We start from the raw sequence: 24684 nt of genomic DNA, 5'->3' as shown, positions 1-24684 counted from the left end.
AGGGGCGCGCAGTCGACCGCGCGCCAGACCCGACGAGTCAGCTCTCGTGTGGCGACTCGTCGCGGTGGTCGTCCGGATTCTCCTGGTCTGCTGCCGCCTCGCGGCGTTCGACGTCGGAGTCCGGCTCTTGGCGGTCGTCCGCGCGTTCCTCCTCGCGGACGGCTTCCGCCGCAGCGGTGTCCTGTTCGTCCTCCGTCTCAACCACGTCACTACCGTGTTCGGTGTCGGAGTCGGTCATCGCGTCGATGGTGTTCGAAGTCTACTTTCAAAAGACTGGGGGGCCACCGATAGCGGTTTCCCGCTCGGCGTGAACCGACGGTATGGACGAGCAAGCGCGGGTCGGCGTCTTCGTCGACGGGCCGAACGTCTTCCGCGAGGAGTTCGACGTGGACCTCGACGAGATTCGCGACACGGCGGACACAGAGGGTCGGCTCGCGGTGAAACGACTGTACGTGGACGAGGGCGCACCCCCGGAGCTGATTCGGGCCGCCGAGGCCCGCGGCTTCGAGGTGACGGTCACCAGCGGCGACGTGGACGTGAAGCTCGCCGTCGACATGACCGAGTTCGTCGCGACCGGCCAACTCGACACCGTCGTCGTGGTGTCGCGCGACACGGATTTCAAGCCGGCCGTAGAGGTGGCAAACCGCCACGGACTCCGGACGGTCGCGCTCGCGCCGGGTGAACACGGCCGGTCGGACGCGCTCGCGAACGCGGCACACGCGCACGTGACACTCGGTAGAACAGAGTAGACTTTTCTCCGCGAGCGACGACCGACCGGTATGTTCTTCGGACTCGTGCCGGCGACGCCACCGGCCGCCGTGCTCGTCATCGCCGCCACGACGGCCGTCATCTGGCTGGGAAGCGGCTGGCTCGAGCACTCCGCGGACGAACTCGCCGCCTACTACGGACTGCCGGCGGTCGTCCAGGGGTCGGTCGTCGTCGCCGTCGGCTCCAGCTTTCCGGAGCTGGCGAGCGTCGTCATCACCGCGCTCGGCGACTCCTTCTCGATGGGCGTCGGCGCTATCGTCGGCTCCGCCATCTTCAACATCCTCGTGATTCCGGCGCTCGCAGGCATCGCCGCCGACGGCCCGGTCTCGGCCGACCGCACTATCGTCTACAAGGAGGCCCAGTTCTACATGATTGCCGTCTCCGCGCTCGTCATCACCTTCGCGCTCGGCGTCATCTACTATCCGACCGAGGTGAGCCGACTCGGGGGTCAGGTCACCCGCCCGCTGGCCGCGATTCCGCTCGCGCTGTACGGACTGTATCTGTTCATCCAGTGGCAGGACGTGAGCGACCACGAGGCCGACCGCGTCGACGATGTCGACGTGTGGCGAAGCTGGGGACTGTTGACGCTCGGGTTGGCATTCATTCTGCTCGGCGTGGAGTCGCTCGTGGGCGCAATCGAGGTGTTGAACGCCAGCTTCGGGATTCCGGAGTTCCTCGCGGGCGTGACGATTCTGGCCGCCGCGACGAGTCTGCCGGACGCGCTCGTCAGCGTGCGGGCCGCCCGGGGCGGCGACGGCATCACCAGCCTCGGCAACGTCCTCGGGTCGAACACCTTCGACTTGCTCGTCGCGATTCCGGTGGGCGTCCTCATCGCCGGGAGCGCCCCGATTTCGTTTGCCGTCGCCGCGCCGATGTTCGGCGTGTTGACGCTCGCGACGATTCTCCTCTTTACGCTTTTGCGGACGGACCTCACCCTCACGGGTCGGGAGGCGTCTCTGCTCGCCGTCGCCTACCTCGCCTTCGTCGGCTGGGTACTCGCCGAGACGCTCGGCGTGTCGAGCGTCATCGTCGGCGTCTGACCCGGAGTGCTTTCGGCGACGGCTCCCGAAGCGTCAGTATGCAGCCGATTCTCGACAACCACCTCCATCTCGACCCGGTGAACGGACAGGGGGCCGCCGCGGTGGACGATTTCGTCAACGCCGGCGGCACCCACCTGCTCGTGCTCAACAAGCCGTCGTGGCACCTCGTCGGCGAGGTCGACGGCGAGGCGGGCTTTCGGGAGACGTTCGACCTCACGGTCGAGGTGACCGAACGCGCGAGCGAGAAGCTCCCCGGCTGCGCGTGGCCCGTGCTCGGCGTCCATCCCGGACTCATCTCGCAGTTGCTCGACCGCGGCTACGACCCCGAGGCGGCCCGTGACCTGATGCAGACCGGGCTGGACGTGGCAGGCGAGTACGTCGCCGACGGCACAGCGCTCGCTATCAAATCCGGGCGGCCACACTACGACGTGGACGACGCGGTGTGGGAAGCCTCGAACGAGGTACTGCGCCACGCGTTCGCGGTCGGGGCCGAACAGGACTGTGCGGTCCAACTCCACACGGAGGGTGGCGACGCGTTCCCCGACATCGCGGAGTGGGCCGCAGATGCCGGATTGCCGGCCGAGCGGGTCGTCAAGCACTACTCCGAGGGACCAATCGAGGGGGCGACGGCGAGCGTCATCGCCCGGAAGGACGAACTCGAAGCCGCGGCCGAATCGGGCGAGCCGTTCCTCATGGAGACCGACTTCATCGACGACCCCGACCGCCCGGGTGCGGTGCTCGGTCCGAAGACCGTCCCGCGGCGCGTCACGTGGCTCCGCGAGGCCGGCTACGACGCGGCGATGGACCAAGCGCACGTCGAGACGCCGAAGGAGATCTACGGTATCGACACCGCGGCGACGCTCGACTAGCGCGAGCGACTTTTCTGCCGGCCACTCCGTGTGTGCGTATGCACGATTCGGCTATCAAGCGCGTCACCTCGCTCGTCGACGCCCGACGAGCGCTCACGGACATCGTCCCCGCGCCGACGGAGACGGCGACGCTCCCGCTCGCTCGGGCCGACGGGCGCGTCCTCGCGCGCGACGCCCACGCCAGCGACCCCGCGCCACCGGAGCCACGGACCACGGCCGCGGGCGTCGCCGTCCACGCGAGCGCGACTCTCGATGCGGGCGAGCGCACGCCGGTCCGGCTGCGCGAGAGCGCCGGTCCGCCGGACGAGGACGAGGCGACGCCGGTCTCCGCTGGCGAGCCGCTACCCGACGGTGCGACGGCGGTCGTTCCGAACGGGGCGGTCGAGACTGCTGGCGGCGAGATTTCGGTTACCACACCCGTCGCCGAGGGGCAAAACGTCGCCGACGTGGGGAGCGACATCGAGCCCGGCGACCCGCTCGTTCCCGCGGGGACGCGGCTGACTCCGGCGCTTCTCGGGACGCTCGCGACCGCCGGCCACGGGAACGTGGCCTGCTACGTCGAGCCGACGGTCGGCGTCGTCCCGGTCGGGCGACCCGAGCGCGTCACCGCCACGGGCCGGACGCTCGCCGGACTCGTCGCCAGATGGGGCGGCCACCCGGAGGCGCGCGACCCCGTCGAACCCGAGTCACACGCGGTTCGGCCGGCGCTCCAGCGCGACCTGACGCGCGATGTCATCGTCACCGTCGGCGGTACGGAGGCGGGCGACGAGTCGGTCGTCCCCGGCGTCGTCGATACCCTCGGCGAACGGCTCGTCCACGGGGTCGCGATGGCTCCCGGTCGGGCGACGACGCTGGGCGTCGTCGAGGAGACGCCCGTCGTCTCGATTCCCGGAACGGTCGTCGGGAGTCTCGTCGCTGCGACACAGCTCGTACGGCCGGCACTCGAACAAGCGGGCGGAGGGACGCTCTCGCCGATACCGACGACTGAGGCACAACTGACCGGAAAGCTGGCGTCCGTGCCGGGAGAGCGGACCTTCGCCCGAGTGACGCTCGACGACGAGACGGCGACCCCGGTTGCGACGGGCGCGGCGACAAGGTGGTCGACCGTCGCGAGCGCGGACGGCTGGGTCGCCGTCCCCGAGGCGAGCGAGGGGTACGACGCCGGCGAGTCGGTGACCGTCGAACGGTGGGAGCTGTGAGCGACCGCAAGCAGTTCCGGACGCTCACCCCGCCGGACGAGCTTCACGACACCGTCGCCGGGCTGGATATCGACCCCGGCACCGAGACGGTCCCGCTTGCCGAGGCCCGCGGGCGCGTCCTCGGGGAGCGACTCGACGCGCCCCTCGACGTGCCCGGATTCGACCGCGCGAGCGTCGACGGCTACGCGCTCCGAGCGAGCGAGACGGCGGGCGCGAGCGAGACGACTCCGGTCTCGCTCTCCGTCGTCGGAACGGTCCACGCCGGCGAGGAGCCGGACGTGAGCGTCGGGGCGGGTGAGTGCGTCCAGATTTCGACCGGCGCGGTCGTCCCGTCGGGAGCCGACGCCGTCGTGATGGTCGAGCAGACGAGCGAGGGTGACGACGGACGACTGGTGCAGACCGCCCTGACGCCGGGGTCGGGTATCATGCCCGCCGGGGCGGACATCGCGGCCGGCGAGCGCGCGCTTCCGGCAGGGACGCGACTCACCGCGCGCGAGACGGGACTGCTCGCCGCGCTTGGCGTCGATTCGGTCCCGGTTCGGGCGCGCCCGACCGTCGGCATCATCTCGACAGGTGACGAACTGGTGCCGGTCGGTGAGTCGCTCGACAGCGGCGCGGGCCAGATACACGACGTGAACACGCCGACGATAGCCGCCGCGGTCGCGTCGGCCGGCGGCGAGCCGAAACGCTACCCGCACGTCGGCGACGACTTCGACGCGATGGCCGACCTGCTCGAACGCGCGAGCGCGGAGTGTGACCTCGTGCTCTCTTCTGGGTCGACCTCCGCGAGCGCGGTCGACGTGGTGTACCGCGTCATCGAGGAGACGGGGGAACTGCTCGTCCACGGGGTCGCCGTCAAGCCTGGCAAGCCGCTGCTCGTCGGCGAACTCGGCGACGGCGCGTACGTCGGTCTGCCGGGGTATCCGGTGAGCGCGCTGACGACGTTCCGGGTGTTCGTCGCGCCGGCGATACGCGAGGCCGCCGGCCTCCCGGAGCCGGAGCGTGCAACCCTCACCGGGGAGCTGGCCGTCGAGGAGCGGTTCGAGCCGGGACGGCTCCGGTACGTTCCGGTCGGCGTCACGACCGACGGTGACGGCGACGAACTCGTCTACCCCGTCGACAAGGGGTCGGGGGCGACCACCTCGCTGACCGACGCCGACGGCGTCGTGGCGATGGCTCCGGAGACGCAGTATCTCGCGGCCGGCGAATCCGTCACCGTCGAGCTATTCTCCCCGGACGTGCGCCCGCCGGCGCTGTTGGGGATGGGCGCGAGCGGGCCGGGTGTGTCGCGACTGCTCGATGCGGCGTCTCCCGACCGCGGCCGGCCGCCGCGGTATCTCTCCCGCGGCGAGCAGGTGGCCCGGTCGTGGCTGGCTGACGACGTGCCCGATTTCCTCGTCACGAGCGACGACGCCACCGGGGGGGAGACCCTCGGCGCGTGGACTCGCGAGTGGGGGCTCATCGTCCCGAGTGGAAATCCCGCGGACGTGACCGGCATCGAGAGTCTCGACGACGACTTGCGACTCGTGCGGCAGGCATCGGGAACGGGTCTGGACGCAGCCTTCGGGACGCTGGCCGACGACGTGCCCGCGGGCACCACTGGGCCGGGAATCGAATCGCCGGCCAGGCAGGTGGCCGGCGGGCGGGCAGACGTGGGGGTCGGACTGCGTGCGACGGCGGACCGACTCGGCCTCGACGTCGTCTCGCTGGGAACGCAGCGGCTGCGCGTCGTCGTGAATCCGACGCGGACCGAGAAGTCGGCGGTAGCGCGGCTCGAAGCCGCGCTCGATAGCCTCTCGTTCGAGGGGCTGGCGGGCTACGAGCGCGTCGACGCGCCGAACAGTTCGTCGAAGTCGGAGACGCGGTAGTCGCCGCGCACGCACATCCCTCTGCGCTCGTGGCCGTGGCGTTCGACGTGGACGCCGTCGAGCCCGGTGTTCCACGCCGCGCCGATGTCGGTCGCGCCGTCGCCGGCGAGCACACCAGCGTCCGATGCCTGGACATTGAGGTCGGAGCGCACGCGCTCGACGGGCGCAGGGTCGGGTTTCCAGCCGATATCGTCCGAGCAACAGAGCACCGTGTCGAACCAGTCGCGGATGTCGAGGTGGTCGAGCGTCGGGTTCGCGAGGCTCGGCTGGGAGTGGGTGATGAGTCCGAGCGGGCCGTCGTGGTCGGCGAAGTGCTCGGCGTCGGAGTAAAGAAAGGTGTGTTCCGCGCGGCGTTGGCCGTCCTCGACGGCGTGGAACGCCTCCCAGAAGGCGTCGGGGTCGACGTTCCACCGCTCCAACTGGTCGTTGCGAAAGCCGCCAAGGCCGTGCCAGAGAATCTGTGCCTGCTCCTGTGAGAAGTCGTGGCCGAGGCGGTCGCCGATGGCGTCGAACACGTCGTGGACGTACCCTTCCTCCACGTCGACGAGCGTGCCGTCCAAATCGAGGAGCCAGTAGTCGTAGGCGTCGGCACGGAGCATACAGGAGCTACGCGCTCGCGAGTAAGTGTCTTGCGTCAGGCGTGTGCGGCTCGGGTGTCACCGTCGTCACAAGGGGCTCGGAGCGGGGGTATCGGTATCGTCATCGCCGCACGGTCGGACGTACCGCGTCGAGAGATAAGCCGGTTTCGAGGCTCAGTCGTACAGCTCGGTTAGTCGCTCCGCGAGGTCGATATCCTTCTCGGTGATGCCGCCGGCGTCGTGGGTGGTCAGCCGCACCTCCACCTCGCGCCACTCGATGGTGATGGTGGGGTGGTGGAACGCCTCCTCCGCGAGCCCGCCGGCACCGCCGGCGAAGCCGACGCCGGCGAGATAGCTGTCGAACTCGAAGCGGCGGACGATTTCGTCGCCCTCGCGAGACCACTCGTCGGGGAGCTGTGCGTCGATTTCGTCGGAAGAGAGCGGCTCTGCCATACGCACAGAACGGCCAGTGTGCACATAAATACTGGGCGTCTCTAAGCACGTAGGCACGCTGCTCAATACCGTCCCGACGCTTGTTTCAACTGCCACAAAACGGCGCATGGCTGTCCTGCCGGTGCCGTTTCGATGCCCGTTGCTGGGGGGTGACGGGTATCACCGTGGCTCTGGGGACGCACCCACGAATCTCGGCGGAGTTTCCGCCGAGGTTCTCTCTTAACTCGTTTCCGTGAGCCGTCGGCTCACGCTGCTCGTGTCGCCGACGCGGGCCGCGAGGAGCGTACACCCGAACACGACGACGAGTCCGACGACGATGAGATACACGACCGCGTCGCCGTACGCGCGGCGGCCGACGATGAGAATCGCAGCCGAGAGCAGCGAGCCGGCCGTGGCGAACTGGGTCGCGCGCTCGTCGTCCATCCAGACCGCCGCGGCGAGCAGGCCGGCGAGGGCCGCAAGCAGTAGTCCATTGTACACCACCTGAATCGGCGCGGTGAACGTGACGAGGAACCGCGGCGAGAGCAGGGTGGCGAGCGCGAGGAACGGGAGCGCGAGCAGCGCGGCGCGGCGACCGGTGACGGCCGAGACGCGCGGCTCGTAGGCCCACGCGGCCGTCAGCGTCGAGAGCGTAAACAGGAGCACCGGCGTCGCGAAGTGGGCAAATAGCACGGCGATGCCGTACTGTGTCACCGTCAGCGCACCGAGCACGACCTGTATCGGGAGGATAGCGAGCACGGCGGTGCTGGCGCAGCGGACGCGCGAGGACTGGTCGGTCCGCCACGACTGGATGGCCGTCGCGAGCACGGGCAGGCCGGTCGCGCCCGCGACGAGTCGGTGGAACCACTCGATGAAGCTCGGCCAGTTGGCCGGGAACAGCCCGCCCAGCGGACCGTCACACAGCGGCCACCGCATCTGGCAGGTGAGTCCGGCACCTGCCGCCGCCGTGAAGATTCCCAACACCATCGTCACCCCGACGAGCACCGCCGTCCCCGCGGCGAGTCTCCGGAATCGCATACCAGTGGTCAGGCCCGCGGAGACTTAACCGGCGCGCTCGGCGATATTCGACGCCTGACGAATGCCGCTTCGGGTGGATTTTTGAGGCCCCAACGCGGGTGAGTGCCATGGGATTAGACGAGGACGCGTTAGAGTACCACGAGTCGGAGCCGCCCGGCAAGGTGGAGATTTCGACGACGAAGCCGACGAACACGCAGCGGGACCTCTCGCTCGCCTACTCGCCGGGCGTCGCCGCGCCGTGTAACCGCATCGCCGCAAACAACGACGACGCCTTCCGCTACACCGCGAAGGGGAACATGGTCGGCGTCGTCTCGAACGGGAGTGCCGTGCTCGGACTCGGCGACATCGGCGCACAGGCGTCCAAGCCCGTCATGGAAGGGAAGGGCGTCCTGTTCAAGCGATTCGCCGACATCGACGTGTTCGACATCGAACTCGACCAGACGGATCCGCAGGACATCATCACGAGCGTCGCCGCGATGGAGCCGACCTTCGGGGGAATCAACCTCGAAGACATCTCCGCGCCCGACTGCTTCGAGATCGAGGAGGAACTCCGCGAGCGGATGGACATTCCCGTCTTCCACGACGACCAACACGGCACCGCCATCATCTCCGGGGCGGCCCTGTTGAACGTCTGTGACGTGACCGGAAAGGACATCTCCGAGCTGGACATCGTCTTCTCGGGTGCCGGCGCGTCCGCCATCGCGACCGCTCGCTTCTACGTCTCGCTGGGCGCACGCAAGGAGAACATCGTGATGTGTGACTCCTCCGGCCCGATTACGCCCGACCGCGACGACGTGAACGAGTACAAACAGGAGTTCGCCAACGAGACCGACGCCGAGGACCTCGCCGGCGCGATGGCGGGAGCCGACGTGTTCGTCGGCCTCTCCGTCGGCGGCATCGTCTCTGAGGAGATGGTGCAGTCGATGGCCGCCGACCCAGCCGTCTTCGCGATGGCGAACCCCGACCCCGAAATCGGCTACGAGGAGGCCAAGAACGCCCGCGACGACACCGTCATCATGGCGACGGGGCGGTCGGATTACCCGAATCAGGTGAACAACGTGCTCGGCTTCCCGTTCCTGTTCCGCGGCGCGCTCGACGTGCGCGCGACGGACATCAACGAGCCGATGAAACGCGCCGCCGCGGAAGCGCTTGCGGAGCTGGCCCGACAGGACGTGCCCGACGCCGTCGTGAAGGCGTACGGCGACGAGCCGCTGCGCTACGGCCCGAACTACGTGATTCCGAAACCGCTCGACCCGCGCGTGCTGTTCGAGGTCGCCCCCGCCGTCGCGGAGGCGGCCATCGAGTCGGGCGCGGCCAGACAGGACCTCGATTTGGACAGCTACAGCGAGCAGTTGGAGGCCCGCCTCGGGAAGGGTCGCGAGATGATGCGCGTCGTCCTCAACAAGGCGAAAGCCGACCCAAAACGCGTCGTGCTCGCCGAGGGCGGCGACGAGAAAATCATCCGCGCGGCCTACCAGCTGCTCGAACAGGGCATCGCCGAGCCGGTGCTCATCGGCGACGCCGACGAGATTCGCCGCACCGCGGCCGACCTCGGCCTGGAGTTCGACCCGGAAATCGTCGACCCCGACGCCCACGACCTCGCGCCGTACGCCGACCGCCTCCACGAACTCCGCCAGCGGAAGGGGATCACCCGACGCGAGGCGGGCGAACTCATCAAGGACGGCAACTACCTCGGCAGCACGATGGTCGAGATGGGCGACGCAGACGCGATGTTGACGGGGCTGATGCACCACTACCCCGAGGCGCTTCGCGCACCGTTACAGGTCGTCGGCACGGCGGACAGCGCCGAGTACGCCGCCGGCGTCTACATGCTCACGTTCAAAGACCGGGTCATCTTCTGTGCGGACACGACGGTGAACCAGGACCCCGACACCGCCGTGCTCGAGGAAGTGACGAAACGCACCGCCGAACTCGCCCGCCGGTTCAACGTCGAGCCGCGTGCGGCCCTGCTGTCGTACTCCGACTTCGGCTCCGTCCGCAACGAGGCGACCGCGAAGATTCGCGACGCCGCCGACGCGCTCCGGGCCGACGCGGGCGTCGACTTCCCGGTCGACGGGGAGATGCAGGCCGACACCGCCGTCGTCAGCGAGATGCTCGAAGACACCTACGAGTTCACCGACCTCGACGAGCCGGCGAACGTGCTCGTGTTCCCGAACCTGGAGGCCGGCAACATCGCGTACAAGCTGCTCCAGCGGCTCGGCGGCGCGGAGGCCATCGGCCCGATGCTCGTCGGGATGGACAAGCCGGTTCACGTCCTCCAGCGCGGCGACGAAGTGAAAGACATCGTCAACCTCGCCGGCGTGGCGGTCGTGGATGCCCAAGAGGAGGAGTGAGCGTCCGCGAGGGAGGAACCCGAGCGGGAAGCGGCCCGAGGTGGGCAGATATCTTCGACCTGGCGGCCGTCGACACACAGGAGACCGACCCAGCGCCGAAAGACCGGACGTTCGTGGCGATGGGAGCCTGGCCGCGGGCGAAACGTTAAATGCCTGTTCCGTACCCTGATAGGGTATGTCACGAGAATTCAGCATGGACCGGCGCGCGTACCTCGCGACCGTCGGCACGACAGCGACAGTTGCACTCGCCGGCTGTAGCAGCGGCGGCGGCAGCACGGAGACAGTCACGCCCGGGACGGCCCCCGGCTTCCAGCCGTTCGAGTTCCAGGACGGCTCCGAGCTGGTCGGCTTCGACATCGACCTCACGACGGCTGTCTTCGAGGAGATGGACGGCTACGAGCTGGCCGAGTGGGAGACGTTCGAGTTCGGCTCGCTCATCCAGGCGCTCACCTCCGACCGCATCGACTTCATCGCCGCGGCGATGACGATTACCGGCGACCGCGACGAGACCATCGACTTCTCTGACCCGTACTACTCGGCGAACCAGTCGGTTATCGTGCGCTCTGACGGCTCCTTCTCGCCGTCGGAACTCGGCGACCTCTCGGGTCGCCCGGTCGGCGCACAGTCCGGGACGACCGGTGAGGGCATCATCCAAGATGAGCTCATCGCCAACGGCGAACTCGAGGAGTCCAACTACACGAGCTACGACAACTACGTGCTCGCGGTCGAGGACCTCGAAAACGGGAACATCGACGCCATCGTCATCGACGAGCCGGTGGGCGACACCTTCGCCAACCAGCGGCCCGTCGAGGTGGCGTTCATCTACGAGACGGGCGAGCAGTACGGCTTTGGGATGCGGACGGACGACGACGACCTCACCTCGGCCGTCAACGACGGACTCCAGACCGTCCGCGACGACGGCACCTACGAGGACCTGACCGCAGAGTGGTTCGGTAGCTAATGCTGCTGCAGTCTGGCGCGTGGGAGTACATCGCCGCGAACTGGGTGTACCTCGGCTGGGGACTGGTGTTCACGGTCTGTCTGACGGCCGTGAGCGTCGTGCTGGGCTTCCTGCTCGGACTGCCCGCCGGCATCATCGAGACGTACGGCTCCGGTTACAGCCGTAGGCTCGTCGAGCGCGTCGGCGTCCTCGTGCGAGGCACGCCAATCGTCATCATCCTCGTTGCGTTTTACTTCCTGTTCCCGCTCACGATAGCGGCCTTCTGGGCGGCAGCGCTGGGACTGGGGATTCGGAGCGCAGCCTACCAGTCACAGATCTTCCGCGGGGCGCTCCAGTCGGTCGGCGACGGCCAGATGGAGGCGGCCCGGTCGGTCGGGATGTCGAAGCTCGACGCCATCCGGCAGGTGACCGTCCCGCAGGCGCTGCGGCGGTCGATTCCGGGCTTCCAAAACGAGTTCACCATCGTCCTGAAGGACACCTCCGTGGCGTACGCCATCGGGCTTGGAGAACTGCTCACCCGCGGGACGAACCTCTATCTCACCGAGCAGGGGAACACCGCGGTTCTCGAGATTTTCCTCGCCATCTCGGCCGTGTACTTCGTGCTCACGATGGCGACGAACCTCTCGCTCGACGCGCTCGGGCGACGGTTCGCGATTCCGGGAGGTGAGGGCCGGTGACGCTGTTGGAGTTCGACGACGTACACCAGTCGTACGGCGAGGAGGAGGTGCTCGACGGCATCTCCTTCGACGTTGACCGGGGAGCCGTCGAGGTCATCATCGGACCCTCGGGGTCCGGAAAGTCGACGCTGTTGCGGTGTGTGAACCGGCTCACAGATATCGACACCGGCGACATCCGACTCGACGGCACCTCAATCTACGCCCGCGACGAGAACGAGCTCCGCCAGCAGGTCGGGATGGTGTTTCAGGATTTCAATCTCTTCACCCACCTCACGGCCCTGGAGAACGTCACGCTCGGCTTGCGACGAGTGCGCGGCTTCTCGAAGGATGAGGCCGTCGCGGACGCATGCGACCAACTCGAACGGGTCGGTCTGCTCGAACAGGCGGAGTCGTACCCCGCGGAGCTGTCGGGCGGTCAGAAACAGCGCGTCGGCATCGCCCGCGCGCTGGCGATGGACCCCGAGATTATGCTGTTCGACGAGCCGACGAGCGCGCTCGACCCCGAACTGGTCGGCGAGGTCGTCTCCGTGATGCGCGACCTCGCTGACGAGGGAATGACGATGCTCGTCGTCACCCACGAGATGGGCTTCGCCCGCTCGACCGCCTCGCGGCTCACCTTCCTCGATGACGGGCGGCTCGTCGAGCAGGGGCCGCCCGAACGGCTGTTCGAGCGGCCGGACCACGAGCGGACGGGCGCGTTCCTCCGCCGACTCACCGAACTCCACGGTGGCATCGACCGATGAGCACGGCATCGACGGTGCGGGGTCGCGTCGTCGAGGCCACCGGCGGCGGGCTGGTCCGGTGGCTCGCGTTCGGTGTCTTCTGGGGGTATCTCACCCTGCGGTGGCTCTACCAGTGGGTCGGGGCCGACCTGCTCGGGATGGACCCGCGCGCGCCGCTGCTGCCCGTCGAGACGTTCCGGTCGCTCGCGGCGACGTGGGACGGCACGCCTCTCGGCGGGCTGTTCTCGTTTCTCCGGGTCGCGGGCGAGGCGCTTCCGGCCGCTGTCACCGGGACGTGGCTCACCATCATCCTCACGATTGTCGCGATGGCTGCGGGGCTGGTCATCGCGGTGCCGCTCGCCGTCGCCCGCGTCTACGGCGGCTCCGTGACCCGATGGATTGCGCTCGGCTACACGGAGCTCATCCGCGGGACGCCGCTGCTCGCGCAGCTGTTCGTCCTCTACTACGGGCTGTCGCTGTCGGCGACCCTGCGTGAACTCCCGTTCGTCGGCGAGGGGTTCGTCCCCGCGCAGGCGGCGCTGGTCGCCATGATCGGCTTCACCATCAACAGCTCCGCCTACCAGGCGGAGTATATCCGGTCTGCGCTGCAGTCGGTCGAGGCCGGCCAGCTCACCGCCGGGCGCGCGGTCGGGTTATCGAAGCTCCAGACCATGCGGCGAATCGTCCTGCCGCAGGGACTCAGATACGCGATTCCCGGCTGGAGCAACGAGCTCGTCTACCTCATCAAGTACTCCTCGCTGGCGGCGTTCATCACCGTTCCCGAACTGTACAAGCGAACGCAGGACATCGCCTCGGGCAACTTCCGCTACTTCGAACTGCTCGTGCTCGCGGGTATCATCTATCTCGGGCTCGTGCTCTCGGCGTCGGCCCTGATGGGTCGCGTCGAACGACGGGTCGCGATTCCGGGGCTCGGCGAGTAATCACATGAAGTCCGACAGCCCGGACTGGGAGTCGTCGTCCGGCTCCGTCGGCTCCTCGTCCGACTCCGCCTCGTCCTCGGCGAGCACGTCGTCGTCGACGGCGTCGACGCTTCCACTCTCGTCCTGTGCCGACTCGCTTTCTGCGGCGGCCTCCTCGACGCGCTCCATGAACACGTCGCCGCCGTGCTCCTCGGCGGCCTCGCCGCGCAGTTCCTCCGCGTCCTCGACGACCGACTGCACCTTGTTCGTCGGCTCGCCCGACCCGGTGACGAAGGCCACCTCGCTCGTCCCGAACTCGTAGCGGGCGGCCATCCGGACCGTGAGGTCGCGGTTCTTGCAGTGGTGGGTCATCACGGCGAGAAACGGGACGATGTCGCGGCGGGCGGTCGCGGTGGAGACGCCGGCGACCTGCGCGATTTGGGTCGCGACCTCGTCGCGGGTCTTGTCCTTCGATGAGCGGTAGGGTGCACCGCCGTAGCGCGTCCACCCGCCGCGGGTCTCGTCGCGCGCAGCGGCGACGCCGGCCGCGATGTTGTCCGTCGCGTACCGCCAGTAGGCGTAGTTCTGCGTCGCGCGGACGCGCCCGAGCCAGCGGTCGGCACGCGCCAGGTAGTCGTACGCGCGAGCGAGTTCGCCGGCGTCGTACACCTTCGGCACCTTGTCCTCGGCCCACAACAGCAGGTCGTCGGGCGTCTCGTCCACGTCGTAGGTCAGATACAGGGCGTCTTCGGGGTCGTCTTCCTTGAGGACGGAATCGAGGAACTCGAAGATGCCCTTCGTCGTGTCGCGCTCCCCGCTGGTCACGTCCTCGATGGCGATGGCGTCGCGGCCGTCCGCGATGGCCTGGAGGTCCTTCACCGCACCCCGGAGGTCGCCGCTGTTCTGTTCGGCGATGCGTTCGAGGGCGTCCTCATCGAACTCGATACCTTCCTTCCGGCAGAGGTCACGGAGCACCGGGACGATGGAGCGGGCCGACACGTCGCGGAACTCGATGCTCTGACAGGCGTTGCGGAGTCCCCGCGACATGTCGTAGAAGTCGTTCGCGATGAGCACCATCGGCTGGCTCGCCTCCTTCACGATGCTCGTGACGGCGCGGGCCCCCCCGCGGTCGTAGGTCCCGTGGATGTTGTCCGCCTCGTCCATGATGACGAGGCGGCGACCCGGCTCTCCCTCTTTCGCCTGCGTGAGCGTGCTCGATTTGGCCGCCTCGCCCGCGACCCGGTCGATGATGTCGCCGGTGCGCTGGTCGGAGGCGTTGAGTTCGATGACCGGCCACCCCATGTCGTTGGCGAGCGCGTGGGCCGCGCTGGTCTTCCCGACGCCGGGCGAGCCGTAGATGATGACCGCCTCCCTGTGGTCGTCCCACGTCTCCGCCCACTCCTTCAGGTCGTCGCGCGCGGAGTTGTTCCCCCGCACCTCCGACAGCGTCGTCGGACGATACTTCTCCGTCCAGTCGGTCATAGTGGCCCCTGCATACTGCTCTTGTCTACGGTAGCGGGGGCCGGTGGGTAGTCGTTTCGGACGGTCCCGTCCCCCCTCGGTTGTCAGGGCTTGACAGGGTGGGAAACCGTTTTAGCCGCCACGGCTCGCCCGACGAGTATGTCGCTGTTTCCCGAGACACTCGAATCCGACCGCCTCCGCTACGAGGCGCTCCGCCCGGAGACGTTCGACCCCTTGGAGTTCTATCAGTACGTCAACGAGGACGCGCCACACATCGACGAGATTACGCGCTACGTGACGTGGGAGCCACACGAGACGCCCAAGGAGTCGGCCGAGTTCATCGAACAGTCCGGCGAGCAGTTCGCGAACGACGAGGCGAGCCAGTACGCGCTGTACGCGACCGAGGGCGACCTGGCAGGCGAGTTCGTCGGCATGGGCGGACTCGGCGTCGACTGGGACCGCGACCTCGCCACGCTCGGCGCGTGGCTCCGCAAGCCGGCGTGGGGGAACGGCTACTCCGGTGAGCGCGCGGCCCGCCTGCTCGAAGTTGCCTTCGACCGCCTCGATTTGGCGATGGTCGCGGTCGAACACATCCCCGAAAACGAACCGTCGGAACGCGCTATCCGGAAGTACGTCGACCGGTTCGGCGGTCGCCGCGAGGGACGGCTGCGCCGCAGTGCCGTGGACCCCGACGGCGACGTGTACGACATGGTCCGGTACACGATTTCACGCGAGGAGTTCGAAGCCAACCGGTGACGAATCGAACCAGAGTCGCGAGGGGTCGGCCGCGTGTTCAGACGCCGAGCCAGTCGTCGTTGCGAATCTGATACCCGTTCGCGCGACACAGCTTCGCCGCCTGTCGCCGCACGGCCCGCGACCCCGGCACCTCTTTTTTCTCGTGGATTTGCTCGACAATCCACTCGGCGACGGCCGAGACGAGAGCATCGTCGTCGTCACCGTCGAGTCGTTGGAGCGCGTGGAAGGTCTTGAGATACGCCTCCCGCTGTGAGCCGAATCGGTCCCTGTGTGGGAGGCCGGTGCTCGCCTCAACGACTCGTTTCATCGCCATCGCGACCGTCGGCCGCTGTATCTGCAGCCGGACCGCCCGCGGTGAGTCGAACGTCTCGACCTCCGCGTCCGGCACTAGCTCGGCGACGGTGTACGTTTCCGTCGGGGCCGGAACGTCGGTGTCACCGACCGCCGCGACGAGCTTCGCGCCCGTCACGGGGAAGCTGAGCGGCTCCAGCTCCGACTCGAGCGCCGCGAGAACGTCCGTCTCGATCGGCGGCTCTGGTTCGTCACCCCGTTCGAGTTCGGCCTCGATGTCCCGGCGTCGCTGGCGGTTGTCGGCGTCCCGCGCTTGCTTCTCTCGCCCACTTTTGTCGTCTGCCATCCCGAACAGGAGGGTTCCTGGCCCGATAGTCCTGTGGGTGGACACCACTGTCACAACAGCACGTACCGAACACCGACACGACACACCCGACGACCACGCATCCGAGAGTTCTGCCTGTGTGGATCGGTTCACAGACTGGCAGGTGTCGTGAACTGACGAGCGAAGGAAGGAACGAGCCCTGAGGGATTTGAACCCCCGGCAACGTGGTCCGAAGCCACGCACTCTGTCCAGGCTGAGCTAAGGGCCCTCACCACTGCGTAGCAGGGTGGTATTCAAAAGCCCTTCCATCGGAAACGTTCCGGACCGACGCGTTCATACTCGCGTCTCGTAACAACCAACCATGCAGCGGCTTCGCGGACTCATCGAGCTGACGCGTCCCGGCAACGCACTCACGTCGGGACTGCTCACAGCCATCGGTGCGGTCGTCGCCGGGACCGCACCGACGCCGGGGCTGCTCGTCGACACGGGCCCGCCGGTCCGCGCGGCCGCGGCCGTGCTCGCGACGATGCTCGCCGTCGGGGCCGGCAACGCCATCAACGACTACTTCGACCGCGAAATCGACGCCATCAACCAACCGAGACGGCCGATTCCACGGGGTGCAGTGACGCCGCGCGAGACCCTCGCGTTCGCCGCGACACAGTTTGTCGTCGCGGTCGGGTTGGCGCTCGTGCTCCCGCCGCTCGCCGTGGCGATTGCCGTCGTGAATCTCGTCGCGCTCGTCGCGTACACGAAACTATTCAAGGGGCTTCCGGGCGTCGGCAACGCGGTCGTGGGCTGTCTCGGCGGGTCGACGTTCCTGTTCGGCGGGGCCGCCGTCGGCGGTGCGCTCCGGCCGGTGGCCGTCCTCGCCGTGCTCGCCGCGCTGGCGACGTTCTCGCGGGAGGTCATCAAGGACGTGGAGGATGTCGCCGGCGACAGAGAGGAGGGGCTGAACACGCTTCCAATCGCGGTCGGGGAGCGACGTGCGCTCCAGATTGCGATGGCTGCACTGCTCGTCGGCGTCGCCGGGAGTCCGCTCCCGTATCTGCTCGCCGACTTCGGCGTCGCGTATCTCGTTGCCGTCGCCGTCCCCGACGCGGTGATGGTGACCGCCGGCTACTGGGGATTTTCCGACCCGACGCGGAGTCAGGCGTGGCTGAAGTACGGCCAACTGCTCGCCGCGGGCGCGTTCATCGTCGGTCGGTTCGCGTAGTCGCCCCGAGGCTTTTGCTCACCGGACGCGACCACCCAGTATGGCGACGACAGACGACGCGGAGTTGACGGCGGCGCTCGAAGCAGAGACCATCGCGGTCGTCGGCTGTTCGGCCACGCCGGGAAAGGCGGCCCACGGCGTCCCGAAGTATCTCCAAGACCACGGCTACCGTATCATCCCCGTGAATCCGACGACCGACGAGGTGCTCGGCGAACCGGCGTACGATTCGCTTTCGGACGTTACGGAGGACATCGACCTCGTGGACGTGTTCCGGCCGAGCGCGGAGGTGTCAGGCATCGTCGACGAGGTGCTCGCCCGCGAGGACGTCGACACCGTGTGGCTCCAACTCGGAATTCGCGACAGCGAGTCGGGCGAGCGCGTCGCCGACTCCGGGCGTCGGTTCGTTCAGGACAAGTGTCTGAAGGTCGAACACCAGCGGCTGGCGTGAGCTACTCGCGGACCGACTCGCGCAGCGGGGCGAGCAGCTCCTCGGTGACGGCGTACGGGTCGGTCTCCTTCGCGACGATGGTGTCGACGTAGCGGTCGAGTCCGCCCTGTCGCTCGATTTCTTCGCGAATCAACTCGCCCGCACCCTCACGGAGTAGGCGACGAATCTCCTCCTCGTAGCGGTCGCGCCGCTGTTCGGTGAGTTCCCCCGAGGTTTCGAGCCACGCCCGGTGGTCGGCGAGCGTGTCGAGGAACGGCTCGACCCCCTCGCCGGTCTTGGCGACCGTCTCGACGATTGGCGGGGTCCACGTGTCGTCGTCACCGTCGTCGGTCTCGTCCTCGTCTTCCTCGCCGACCGCGTCGGTCTCGACGCCGTGGTGGCCGGCGGTGCCGGCAAGCGGCGAGGCGTCGCGCATATGGACCATCTCCTTGAGCTCCTGGACGGTGCGGTCGGCCCCGTCGAGGTCGGCCTTGTTGACGACGAACACGTCGCCGATTTCGAGGATGCCGGCCTTCAGCATCTGTACGTCGTCTCCCGAAGAGGGCGGAACGAGCACGGCGACCGTATCTGCGGTGCCGACGATGTCCACCTCGTTTTGGCCCGCGCCGACCGTCTCGATGATGATGCGGTCCTTTCCGAAGGCGTCGAGTGCCTTCACGGCATCCGTCGTCGCCGTCGAGAGCCCGCCGAGCGTGCCGCGGGCCGACATCGACCGGAAGAACACGTCCATGTCGCCGACGTTCGATGCCATCCGGATGCGGTCGCCCAACACCGCGCCGCCGGAGAAGGGCGACGAGGGGTCGATAGCGATGACGCCGACCGTCTCGCCACGCTCGCGGTACGTCTCCGCCATCTTGTCGACGAGCGTCGACTTGCCGGCACCGGGCGAGCCGGTGATGCCGACGACCGTCGCGTTGCCCGTGTGTTCGTGAAGCTGGCTCACTAGCTCGCGGTAGCCGGGCGACCGGTCCTCGATCTTCGAGATGACGCGGGCGAGCGCCCGGTGTTTGCCGGCGAGCAGTTCCTCGATGAGGTCGCTCATCGCTCGGGCGCGTTCTCGCGGACGAACTCGATGGTCTCTGCCATCGACGACCCCGGACCGAAGATGCCGTCGACGCCCATCTCGTACAGCTCGTCGCGGTCCTCGTCCGGAATGATACCGCCCACGAGCACGAGCGTGTCCTCGAAGGCGTCGTACGACTCGAGTCCTTCCACGATTTTCGGCACGAGCGTGTTGTGGGCACCAGAGAGGATGGAGATGCCGAGCACGTCCACGTCCTCCTGGACGGCGGCCTGCACGATTTCGTCGGGCGACTTGTGGAGTCCGGAGTAGATGACCTCGAAGCCGGCGTCGCGGAACGCCCGGGCGATGACGTGCGCGCCGCGGTCGTGGCCGTCGAGACCGACCTTCGCGACCAGACAGCGGATGGTCCGGTCCTCGGAGTCCTGTGTACTCATGGCAACACTTGCACACCCGGACGCTTTCACAGTTACGGAGCGGCTGACGGTCCCCAGCAGGGTTGTGCGAGTACAACCTCGCTTGTTCGGGAAGCGGAACGGCTACTTGTGCCGACTCCCAATCACGAGTATGAGTCTCGCGGACAGTTCGGTCGTGAAACGCCGCCCTCGGGCCGTCGTCGCCGTGCTCAGCGTCGTCGGCTACGTGCTCGTCATCGGGACGCTCTACTTCGGCCTCGACTTCTACCCTGACATCGGACTGGGGACGGTGAATCTGCTCTCACACGCCATCGCGCTGGTCAACACCGTCGCTGTCTGTTGTCTGGTCGCCGGCTGGTACCACATCCGGCAGGGGAACGTCGAGACGCACCGCCGGCTGATGATCGCCTCGTTCACCCTCATCATGGTGTTCCTCGTGATGTACCTGCTCAAGACCGGTGGCGGCGGTCGCAAGGACTTCGTCGGCCCCGACCTGCCGTACTATCTGTACCTTGCGATGCTGGGCATCCACATCGTGCTCTCGGCGCTGTCGGTGCCGCTGGTCTTGTACAACATCACTATCGGACTGAGCCACAGCGTCGACGAGATTCGCCAGACGGCCCACGCCCGTGTCGGACGGATTACCGTCGCCGTCTGGAGCGTCTCGCTCACGCTCGGCGTGTTGGCGTACGTCCTCCTGAATCACGTCTACACCTTCGAGTTCGTCCCGGCCTGAGCTACTCCTCCAGTGCGCCCATGTGTTCGGCCAGCGCGGTCGCGCCGTCCGACATCGCCCACCGCTGGTCCGTCTCGGCCGCCCACTCTCTGAGCTCCGCCGCGGCCTGTTCGACCTGCTCCTGAACGCGCTCGCCGGCCGGCTCGCTCGAAATCCGTTGCCACCGCTCCTCGAAGTCGTAGCCGACGGCGACGACGCGGCCACCCGCTGTGTCGCCGTCATTCTCATCTCTCTCCTCGCCGTCGCCGGGCGTGACGAGCACGACAGCCGGGACGAGTTTCGCGTCGGTGCCCTCGAAGTCGAAGACGCCGGCGGGGAAGACCGCTCGAAAGCGGCCGCTCTCGTTGAGTTCGCGCAGTTCCGCGAGTTCGAACGGTCGGTCGGGGAGCGTGGAGAGTTGCATACCACCACTCGCCGTCGGGTTCGGAAAACGGTTTCTCAGTCGGTCCGCGGGAGCGTCGCAGCCCCGACGAGGAAGAAGGCGAGCGTCAGGCCGGCCAGCACGAGCAGATTCGACTCCGCGACGCCAAACCCGCCCGGCACCTGCGAGGTGGCGAGCGTCCCCGGTGGCTCGTAGGCGACGGCCCGCACGCCGCGCGAGAAGTACGTCAGCGGCGACACCCACAGCGGGAGCCACTCCGGGAGGAGCGACTGGGGAACGAACGTCTCGGATAAGAAGAGCAGTGGGAGCGCGACCCCGTTCGAGGCCGCGATGACGCCGTCCGAGGAGTCCGACAAGCTGCCGAGAATCGCGCCCAGGCCACAGAACAACGCGACGCCGAGCACGACGAACGGGACGAGCAGCGGCGAGAAGACGATAGACGCGCCGGTAACGGCCAACACGAGCAGGAGGATACCCGCTGCGGCGACGCCGATGATGCCGACGTTGACGAGCGTCTGTGCCGCCAGCCACTCCCACCGGCGGAGCGGCGTCGTCGCCAGCTTCTCGAAGCGGTTGTCCTCGCGGTGGCGGGCGACCTCGCTTCCCACCCGTGAGAGCGGCGTGAACAACACGACGACGGCGAGGTAGCCCGGAACGTAGTAGCCCGGCGGCTCCGTGAACAGCCCGCCAGTCCCGCCGGCCGTGTTGACCAGAGCCCCGAAGATGAGGATGATGATGGCCGGGAAGAAGAACGTGAAGAAGACGGCGGTACGCCGGCGGAGGAACGCCTTCCCCGCGGCGACGGTCTCCGACCGGATGCGACCGGCTCTACTCATCGCCCACCTCGCGGGGCGTCCCGCTGGCTCCGACGGTTTGGCCGGTGAGCTGGAGATACACCTCTTCGAGGTCGGGCTGTCGCCACAGGAGGCCGTCGTAGGCGACCCCGGCGTCGGTGAGCGTCGTCGCCACGTCGCCCACCTCGTCGGGAGCAACGTCGTCGACGACGAGCCGGCGCTCGTCGGGGACGAAGGCGTACTCCGCGGCGGCCAACACCTCGCGGGCGTGGTCGGGGTCGTCGGCGCGAATCTCGACGCGCGGGCGGCCACCGTGTTCTGCGACGAGGTCGGCGGGCGGTCCCTCCGCGACGAGTCGGCCGCCGGCGAGCAGGCCGACGCGGTCACAGAGCCGCTCGGCCTCCTCCATGTAGTGGGTCGTGACGAGCACCGTCGCGCCGGCGTCGGCGAGCGCGTCGATGAGCCCCCACACGTCCCGGCGACCCTGCGGGTCGATACCCGTCGTCGGCTCGTCCAAGAACAACACGTCGGGGTCGTTCACGAGCGTCGTGGCGACGCACACCCGTCGCTTCTGCCCGCCAGAAAGGTCCTCGTAGTAGGTGTTTCCGCTGTCCGTGAGTCCAACGTCGGCCAGCGTCTCGTCCACGTCGCGCGACTCGTCGTAGAGACCGCCGTAGTAGCTGACCACCTCGCGGGCCGTCAGCCGCGCCGGCGGGGAAAACTCCTGTGGCAGCAGGCCGAGCCGCTGCGGGTCGGCGCGCTTCGGGTCTTCGCCGAGCAGTCGCACCTCGCCCTCCGGGTCGGTCGTCCCGGTGAGCGCGCGGACGAGCGTGGTTTTGCCCGCGCCGTTCGGGCCGATGAGGCCGTAGATCTCGCCGGCGTCGATGTCGAGCGAGACGCCGTCGAGCGCGACCGTCTCGCCGTACGTCCGGCGCACGTCCGACGCACTGATAACCATACCGCGACTCGTGGCGCGGGCGTCTAAGCGGTTGTGTTCCGTCGCCCGCTACAGTTCGGCGCGCACCCGGCGGACGATGTCGTCCACGTCGTACTCGTCCTCGCTCAGGTCCCAGATTGGTTCGCCGTCCACGGCCACGCGGAAGACGCCGTGGTCGCCGGTGACGAGGGTCGCACGGTCGACGGACTGGCCGAAGTTCTGGAGCACGGCGCGCTGGAGCTTGAGGGCGCGGTCGAGATAGCCACACGGGACGCAGTAGGTGATTTCGACGTGGGTCACAGATGAAAAACGAGCGCGGACGGCAAGCCCCTAACGGTCACGGACGGAGCCGCGAGAGGTCTGCCACCGTCGGCCGCCACCGGAGCAGGAGCACGGTCGCGACGAACACGCTCGTGGAGAGCAGATACGACTGCTGGCCGATGGTGGCGGCGAAGCCGGCACTCCCCGTGACGGTCGTGAGCACGCCCGCGATGACCGGGAGCACACACGAGACACACGAGAAGAGACCGAGCAGCCCCGCACCGACGGAGCCGGACACGTCGGCAATCGTCCCGTAGACCAGCCACGCGAGCGCGAGATAGCCGACGACCTTGTACGGGATGAGATTCACGACGAACCGCTCACCGCTGTACAGCAGCGCGGGCGCGAAACCGGGGGGTATCTGGTAGGTGACGAGCCGGAACCCGGTGGCGCGGTCGCCGATACCCGGCAGGAGGACGCCGCCCGCGAACGCGAGGACGAGGAAGTACCCCCCGGCGAGCGCGGCGGCGACGAGCCGCTTTCGACCGGTCACGCGCGGCAGGTCGGTGTTGCGGTACGCCCACCACGAGAGGTCGAGCCACAGCCACGGCATCGCGAGGATGAAGATGCCACGCAGCGACCCCGGCGGCCCGCTCACGAGCAGGGAGTAGAGGATGACGACGAGTAGCTGTGCGTTCAGGATGGCGGCCCAGTAGACGAGCGTCCGGGTGGCGGGGCGGCGCTCACGAACCGCGGCGATGGTGCTCATACGACGAGGGAATCGACGACGATGGCCACGAGCAAGGCACCGAGGTAGGCGTTCGAGGCGTGGAACGCGCGAAACGCCGCCCCCTCGGTGCGCTCGCGGTGGAGTCGGACGACCATTCCCAAGAAGAGCGCGCCGAAGCCGACCGTCGTGACGGCGTAGAGGACGCCGAGGTTGCTGACCGCGGTGAGCACGCCGGCGCTCGCGAGCGTGGCCGCGAGATACCAGACGATGTGTTTGCGCGTCTTGGTCTCACCGCTGACGACGGGCATCATCGGGAAGCCGCCGCGGGCGTAGTCGTCCTTGTAGGCGAGCGCGAGGTTGTAGAAGTGGGCCGGCGTCCACAGGAAGATGGTCACGGCGAGCACGACGCCCGGCAGACCGATGTCGCCGGTGACGCCGACCCAGCCGATGAGCGCCGGAAGCGCGCCGGCGACGCCGCCGATGACGGTGTTCTGGACGGTGTTCGGCTTCAACACGAGCGTGTAGATGACCGAGTAGAACACGATGGCGATGAAGCCGAGCGTGGCGGCGAAGACGTTCACCTGGAGGAAGGCGACGAGCGAGGCGGCCGCGAGCGCGAACCCGAACGCGAGCGCGTTGCGAACCGGGACGAGCTCCGTCGCCAGCGGGCGGTCGCTGGTGCGTTTCATCCGGCGGTCGATGTCGCGTTCGAGGACGTGGTTGAACGTCCCCGAGGCACCGATGGCGAGGACGCCGCCCCCGAGCGTGAAGACGATAGTGCGGACGGTCAACCCCTCCGGACCGCCGGCGAGCGACATCCCGGCGGCGGCCACGAGCGCGAGCAGCCACATCAACCGCGGCTTCATCAGCCGGAAGTACGCAAAGAGCGTCTCGCGGACGCGCTCGAACGCGGAGTCGAACGTGACGGTCGACTCGGACGGGTCGGCGTCGGCGACGGACTCCTCGAACGGCTCCTCGGGCACGTCGTCGCGTCCCGTGTCGGCTTCGAGTTGCCACGCGAGCGCGGCGGTGAGCGCGGTGAAGATGGCGACGGCGACGCCGAGGTGGAGACCGGGAGTGAGACCGCTCGCGCCCGCGAAGACGACGATTGCGCCCATGCCGACCTGTACCGGGTAGAGCGCGAGCGCGGCGAGCAGGGCACCCTTGACGCGGCGGGAGCTGTCCGACCAGCCGACGGCGATGGAGCCGACGAGGAGGAGTCCGACGACGAGCGCGGCGGTGCGGTGGCCGAGCGCGACGACGGCGCTCACGGAGGAGGGTGCACACAGGGGCCACGACGTACAGGCGGCCGTGGCGTCGGCGACGGTGGCCGTCGCGCCGGCGACGACGAGGAGATACACCCCGACGACGGTCGTCGCGAGCAGCGTCGTGAACTGCGGCCGCTTCATTACCAGAGCAAGGTCTCGGCTCTACTTATGCCCCGCGCTTCTTGCGGATAGCACGCATCGCGGGGTTAATGTGGGGCC

Annotated in this window: 28 protein-coding genes and 1 tRNA gene; 14 read left to right on the top strand and 15 right to left on the bottom strand. The window is 68.2% G+C overall.

What is annotated here, in order from left to right:
- Window positions 1-37: 37 nt before the first annotated feature.
- Window positions 38-238, bottom strand: a complete 201-nt coding sequence (locus DM818_RS10205; RefSeq protein ID WP_075936835.1) for a hypothetical protein — start codon at window positions 236-238, stop codon at window positions 38-40.
- A gap of 82 nt (window positions 239-320) precedes the next feature.
- Here DM818_RS10205 and DM818_RS10200 point away from each other — a divergent pair, with 82 nt between their 5' ends.
- The 5 genes from DM818_RS10200 to DM818_RS10180 are packed head-to-tail and all read left to right on the top strand — an operon-like array spanning window position 321 to window position 5744.
- Entirely contained in the window at window positions 321-749 is a 429-nt protein-coding gene (locus tag DM818_RS10200; protein WP_075936836.1) for an NYN domain-containing protein, read from the top strand.
- A gap of 30 nt (window positions 750-779) precedes the next feature.
- Window positions 780-1808 carry a sodium:calcium antiporter gene (locus tag DM818_RS10195; RefSeq protein ID WP_123124266.1) on the top strand — a complete coding sequence of 343 codons (1029 nt, stop codon included), beginning with the start codon at window positions 780-782 and terminating at the stop codon, window positions 1806-1808.
- Window positions 1809-1846: 38 nt separating this feature from the next.
- On the top strand, window positions 1847-2677 hold the full coding sequence (locus DM818_RS10190) for a TatD family hydrolase (RefSeq protein ID WP_123124267.1): 831 nt from the start codon (window positions 1847-1849) through the stop codon (window positions 2675-2677).
- Between the two features lie 38 nt (window positions 2678-2715).
- A complete protein-coding gene (locus DM818_RS10185; RefSeq protein ID WP_123124268.1) occupies window positions 2716-3876 on the top strand; it encodes a molybdopterin molybdotransferase MoeA in 1161 nt (386 codons plus the stop codon).
- A complete protein-coding gene (locus DM818_RS10180) occupies window positions 3873-5744 on the top strand; it encodes a molybdopterin biosynthesis protein (RefSeq protein ID WP_075936840.1) in 1872 nt (623 codons plus the stop codon). Before DM818_RS10185 ends, DM818_RS10180 begins: the two co-directional genes overlap by 4 nt.
- Here DM818_RS10180 and DM818_RS10175 read toward each other — a convergent pair.
- The 3 genes from DM818_RS10175 to DM818_RS10165 form a co-directional block, all read right to left on the bottom strand.
- Window positions 5693-6343 (bottom strand): HAD family hydrolase, encoded by a 651-nt coding sequence (locus DM818_RS10175; RefSeq protein WP_075936841.1) that lies wholly within the window; start codon window positions 6341-6343, stop codon window positions 5693-5695. The genes DM818_RS10180 and DM818_RS10175 overlap by 52 nt on opposite strands.
- 153 nt (window positions 6344-6496) lie before the next feature.
- The gene (locus tag DM818_RS10170; RefSeq protein WP_075936842.1) at window positions 6497-6775 is read right to left on the bottom strand and encodes a 4a-hydroxytetrahydrobiopterin dehydratase; all 279 of its coding nucleotides are present in this window, start codon (window positions 6773-6775) and stop codon (window positions 6497-6499) included.
- Window positions 6776-6994: 219 nt separating this feature from the next.
- Window positions 6995-7792, bottom strand: coding sequence for a COX15/CtaA family protein (locus DM818_RS10165; RefSeq protein WP_123124269.1), 798 nt, complete (start codon window positions 7790-7792; stop codon window positions 6995-6997).
- A 107-nt stretch (window positions 7793-7899) separates the two neighbouring features.
- On the opposite strand from DM818_RS10165, the gene DM818_RS10160 reads away from it, so the two are divergent.
- From DM818_RS10160 to DM818_RS10140, 5 genes are all read left to right on the top strand, one after another.
- Entirely contained in the window at window positions 7900-10146 is a 2247-nt protein-coding gene (locus DM818_RS10160) for an NADP-dependent malic enzyme (protein ID WP_075936844.1), read from the top strand.
- 175 nt (window positions 10147-10321) lie between these two features.
- Entirely contained in the window at window positions 10322-11107 is a 786-nt protein-coding gene (locus DM818_RS10155; RefSeq protein ID WP_075936845.1) for a basic amino acid ABC transporter substrate-binding protein, read from the top strand.
- Window positions 11107-11784, top strand: a complete 678-nt coding sequence (locus DM818_RS10150; RefSeq protein WP_075936846.1) for an amino acid ABC transporter permease — start codon at window positions 11107-11109, stop codon at window positions 11782-11784. Before DM818_RS10155 ends, DM818_RS10150 begins: the two co-directional genes overlap by 1 nt.
- Window positions 11781-12527, top strand: a complete 747-nt coding sequence (locus DM818_RS10145; RefSeq protein WP_075936847.1) for an amino acid ABC transporter ATP-binding protein — start codon at window positions 11781-11783, stop codon at window positions 12525-12527. The genes DM818_RS10150 and DM818_RS10145 overlap by 4 nt, the downstream gene beginning before the upstream one ends.
- The gene (locus DM818_RS10140) at window positions 12524-13447 is read left to right on the top strand and encodes an amino acid ABC transporter permease (protein WP_123124271.1); all 924 of its coding nucleotides are present in this window, start codon (window positions 12524-12526) and stop codon (window positions 13445-13447) included. Before DM818_RS10145 ends, DM818_RS10140 begins: the two co-directional genes overlap by 4 nt.
- Here DM818_RS10140 and DM818_RS10135 read toward each other — a convergent pair whose 3' ends face one another.
- The gene (locus tag DM818_RS10135) at window positions 13448-14908 is read right to left on the bottom strand and encodes a replication factor C large subunit (RefSeq protein ID WP_153952614.1); all 1461 of its coding nucleotides are present in this window, start codon (window positions 14906-14908) and stop codon (window positions 13448-13450) included. It abuts the gene before it with no gap.
- A gap of 138 nt (window positions 14909-15046) precedes the next feature.
- Here DM818_RS10135 and DM818_RS10130 point away from each other — a divergent pair, with 138 nt between their 5' ends.
- Window positions 15047-15643 carry a GNAT family N-acetyltransferase gene (locus DM818_RS10130; RefSeq protein WP_075936850.1) on the top strand — a complete coding sequence of 199 codons (597 nt, stop codon included), beginning with the start codon at window positions 15047-15049 and terminating at the stop codon, window positions 15641-15643.
- A 37-nt stretch (window positions 15644-15680) separates the two neighbouring features.
- Here the strand turns inward: DM818_RS10130 and DM818_RS10125 are convergent, their stop codons facing one another.
- Window positions 15681-16280, bottom strand: a complete 600-nt coding sequence (locus tag DM818_RS10125) for a DUF5789 family protein (protein ID WP_123124272.1) — start codon at window positions 16278-16280, stop codon at window positions 15681-15683.
- A gap of 172 nt (window positions 16281-16452) precedes the next feature.
- Window positions 16453-16527 (bottom strand) — tRNA-Arg (locus tag DM818_RS10120).
- Window positions 16528-16620: 93 nt separating this feature from the next.
- On the opposite strand from DM818_RS10120, the gene DM818_RS10115 reads away from it, so the two are divergent.
- Together DM818_RS10115 and DM818_RS10110 are read left to right on the top strand one after the other, a co-directional pair.
- Window positions 16621-17472 (top strand): geranylgeranylglycerol-phosphate geranylgeranyltransferase, encoded by an 852-nt coding sequence (locus DM818_RS10115; protein WP_075936879.1) that lies wholly within the window; start codon window positions 16621-16623, stop codon window positions 17470-17472.
- 40 nt (window positions 17473-17512) lie between these two features.
- Window positions 17513-17920: a CoA-binding protein gene (locus DM818_RS10110; RefSeq protein WP_075936880.1), complete on the top strand. Its 408-nt coding sequence runs from the start codon at window positions 17513-17515 to the stop codon at window positions 17918-17920.
- Window position 17921: 1 nt separating this feature from the next.
- Here the strand turns inward: DM818_RS10110 and meaB are convergent, their stop codons facing one another.
- On the bottom strand, window positions 17922-18962 hold the full coding sequence (gene meaB, locus DM818_RS10105) for a methylmalonyl Co-A mutase-associated GTPase MeaB (RefSeq protein WP_123124273.1): 1041 nt from the start codon (window positions 18960-18962) through the stop codon (window positions 17922-17924).
- Window positions 18959-19378, bottom strand: a complete 420-nt coding sequence (locus DM818_RS10100; RefSeq protein ID WP_075936882.1) for a cobalamin B12-binding domain-containing protein — start codon at window positions 19376-19378, stop codon at window positions 18959-18961. Before DM818_RS10100 ends, meaB begins: the two co-directional genes overlap by 4 nt.
- A gap of 130 nt (window positions 19379-19508) precedes the next feature.
- On the opposite strand from DM818_RS10100, the gene DM818_RS10095 reads away from it, so the two are divergent.
- Complete coding sequence (locus tag DM818_RS10095; protein WP_075936883.1) at window positions 19509-20093, top strand: DUF420 domain-containing protein; 585 nt, start codon at window positions 19509-19511, stop codon at window positions 20091-20093.
- 1 nt (window position 20094) lies between these two features.
- Here the strand turns inward: DM818_RS10095 and DM818_RS10090 are convergent, their stop codons facing one another.
- Genes DM818_RS10090 through DM818_RS10065 form a run of 6 tightly spaced genes read right to left on the bottom strand, consistent with a single transcriptional unit; the run spans window position 20095 to window position 24606 of the window.
- Window positions 20095-20496 carry a hypothetical protein gene (locus DM818_RS10090; protein WP_075936884.1) on the bottom strand — a complete coding sequence of 134 codons (402 nt, stop codon included), beginning with the start codon at window positions 20494-20496 and terminating at the stop codon, window positions 20095-20097.
- Window positions 20497-20531: 35 nt separating this feature from the next.
- Complete coding sequence (locus tag DM818_RS10085; RefSeq protein ID WP_075936885.1) at window positions 20532-21311, bottom strand: ABC transporter permease; 780 nt, start codon at window positions 21309-21311, stop codon at window positions 20532-20534.
- Entirely contained in the window at window positions 21304-22227 is a 924-nt protein-coding gene (locus DM818_RS10080; protein ID WP_075936886.1) for an ABC transporter ATP-binding protein, read from the bottom strand. The genes DM818_RS10085 and DM818_RS10080 overlap by 8 nt, the downstream gene beginning before the upstream one ends.
- A gap of 48 nt (window positions 22228-22275) precedes the next feature.
- On the bottom strand, window positions 22276-22506 hold the full coding sequence (locus DM818_RS10075) for a SelT/SelW/SelH family protein (RefSeq protein WP_075936887.1): 231 nt from the start codon (window positions 22504-22506) through the stop codon (window positions 22276-22278).
- Window positions 22507-22543: 37 nt separating this feature from the next.
- Window positions 22544-23236 carry a DUF7546 family protein gene (locus DM818_RS10070; protein ID WP_075936888.1) on the bottom strand — a complete coding sequence of 231 codons (693 nt, stop codon included), beginning with the start codon at window positions 23234-23236 and terminating at the stop codon, window positions 22544-22546.
- Window positions 23233-24606, bottom strand: coding sequence for a heme o synthase (locus DM818_RS10065; protein ID WP_075936889.1), 1374 nt, complete (start codon window positions 24604-24606; stop codon window positions 23233-23235). The genes DM818_RS10070 and DM818_RS10065 overlap by 4 nt, the downstream gene beginning before the upstream one ends.
- Window positions 24607-24684 lie beyond the last annotated feature (78 nt).

It is taken from the genome of Halosegnis longus, from assembly GCF_009663395.1.
Classification (GTDB): Archaea; Halobacteriota; Halobacteria; order Halobacteriales; family Haloarculaceae; genus Halosegnis; species Halosegnis longus.
The sequence above is the reverse complement of the archived record's forward strand: the minus strand, read 5'-3'. Positions and strand labels throughout refer to the sequence as shown.

Coding starts and splice junctions, on each gene's coding strand:
- DM818_RS10205 (WP_075936835.1), bottom strand. CDS start 238: ATGACCGACTCCGACACCGAACACGGTAGTGACGTGGTTGAGACGGAG.
- DM818_RS10200 (WP_075936836.1), top strand. CDS start 321: ATGGACGAGCAAGCGCGGGTCGGCGTCTTCGTCGACGGGCCGAACGTC.
- DM818_RS10195 (WP_123124266.1), top strand. CDS start 780: ATGTTCTTCGGACTCGTGCCGGCGACGCCACCGGCCGCCGTGCTCGTC.
- DM818_RS10190 (WP_123124267.1), top strand. CDS start 1,847: ATGCAGCCGATTCTCGACAACCACCTCCATCTCGACCCGGTGAACGGA.
- DM818_RS10185 (WP_123124268.1), top strand. CDS start 2,716: ATGCACGATTCGGCTATCAAGCGCGTCACCTCGCTCGTCGACGCCCGA.
- DM818_RS10175 (WP_075936841.1), bottom strand. CDS start 6,343: ATGCTCCGTGCCGACGCCTACGACTACTGGCTCCTCGATTTGGACGGC.
- DM818_RS10170 (WP_075936842.1), bottom strand. CDS start 6,775: ATGGCAGAGCCGCTCTCTTCCGACGAAATCGACGCACAGCTCCCCGAC.
- DM818_RS10165 (WP_123124269.1), bottom strand. CDS start 7,792: ATGCGATTCCGGAGACTCGCCGCGGGGACGGCGGTGCTCGTCGGGGTG.
- DM818_RS10160 (WP_075936844.1), top strand. CDS start 7,900: ATGGGATTAGACGAGGACGCGTTAGAGTACCACGAGTCGGAGCCGCCC.
- DM818_RS10155 (WP_075936845.1), top strand. CDS start 10,322: ATGTCACGAGAATTCAGCATGGACCGGCGCGCGTACCTCGCGACCGTC.
- DM818_RS10150 (WP_075936846.1), top strand. CDS start 11,107: ATGCTGCTGCAGTCTGGCGCGTGGGAGTACATCGCCGCGAACTGGGTG.
- DM818_RS10140 (WP_123124271.1), top strand. CDS start 12,524: ATGAGCACGGCATCGACGGTGCGGGGTCGCGTCGTCGAGGCCACCGGC.
- DM818_RS10135 (WP_153952614.1), bottom strand. CDS start 14,908: ATGACCGACTGGACGGAGAAGTATCGTCCGACGACGCTGTCGGAGGTG.
- DM818_RS10130 (WP_075936850.1), top strand. CDS start 15,047: ATGTCGCTGTTTCCCGAGACACTCGAATCCGACCGCCTCCGCTACGAG.
- DM818_RS10125 (WP_123124272.1), bottom strand. CDS start 16,280: ATGGCAGACGACAAAAGTGGGCGAGAGAAGCAAGCGCGGGACGCCGAC.
- DM818_RS10115 (WP_075936879.1), top strand. CDS start 16,621: ATGCAGCGGCTTCGCGGACTCATCGAGCTGACGCGTCCCGGCAACGCA.
- DM818_RS10110 (WP_075936880.1), top strand. CDS start 17,513: ATGGCGACGACAGACGACGCGGAGTTGACGGCGGCGCTCGAAGCAGAG.
- meaB (WP_123124273.1), bottom strand. CDS start 18,962: ATGAGCGACCTCATCGAGGAACTGCTCGCCGGCAAACACCGGGCGCTC.
- DM818_RS10100 (WP_075936882.1), bottom strand. CDS start 19,378: ATGAGTACACAGGACTCCGAGGACCGGACCATCCGCTGTCTGGTCGCG.
- DM818_RS10095 (WP_075936883.1), top strand. CDS start 19,509: ATGAGTCTCGCGGACAGTTCGGTCGTGAAACGCCGCCCTCGGGCCGTC.
- DM818_RS10090 (WP_075936884.1), bottom strand. CDS start 20,496: ATGCAACTCTCCACGCTCCCCGACCGACCGTTCGAACTCGCGGAACTG.
- DM818_RS10085 (WP_075936885.1), bottom strand. CDS start 21,311: ATGAGTAGAGCCGGTCGCATCCGGTCGGAGACCGTCGCCGCGGGGAAG.
- DM818_RS10080 (WP_075936886.1), bottom strand. CDS start 22,227: ATGGTTATCAGTGCGTCGGACGTGCGCCGGACGTACGGCGAGACGGTC.
- DM818_RS10070 (WP_075936888.1), bottom strand. CDS start 23,236: ATGAGCACCATCGCCGCGGTTCGTGAGCGCCGCCCCGCCACCCGGACG.
- DM818_RS10065 (WP_075936889.1), bottom strand. CDS start 24,606: ATGAAGCGGCCGCAGTTCACGACGCTGCTCGCGACGACCGTCGTCGGG.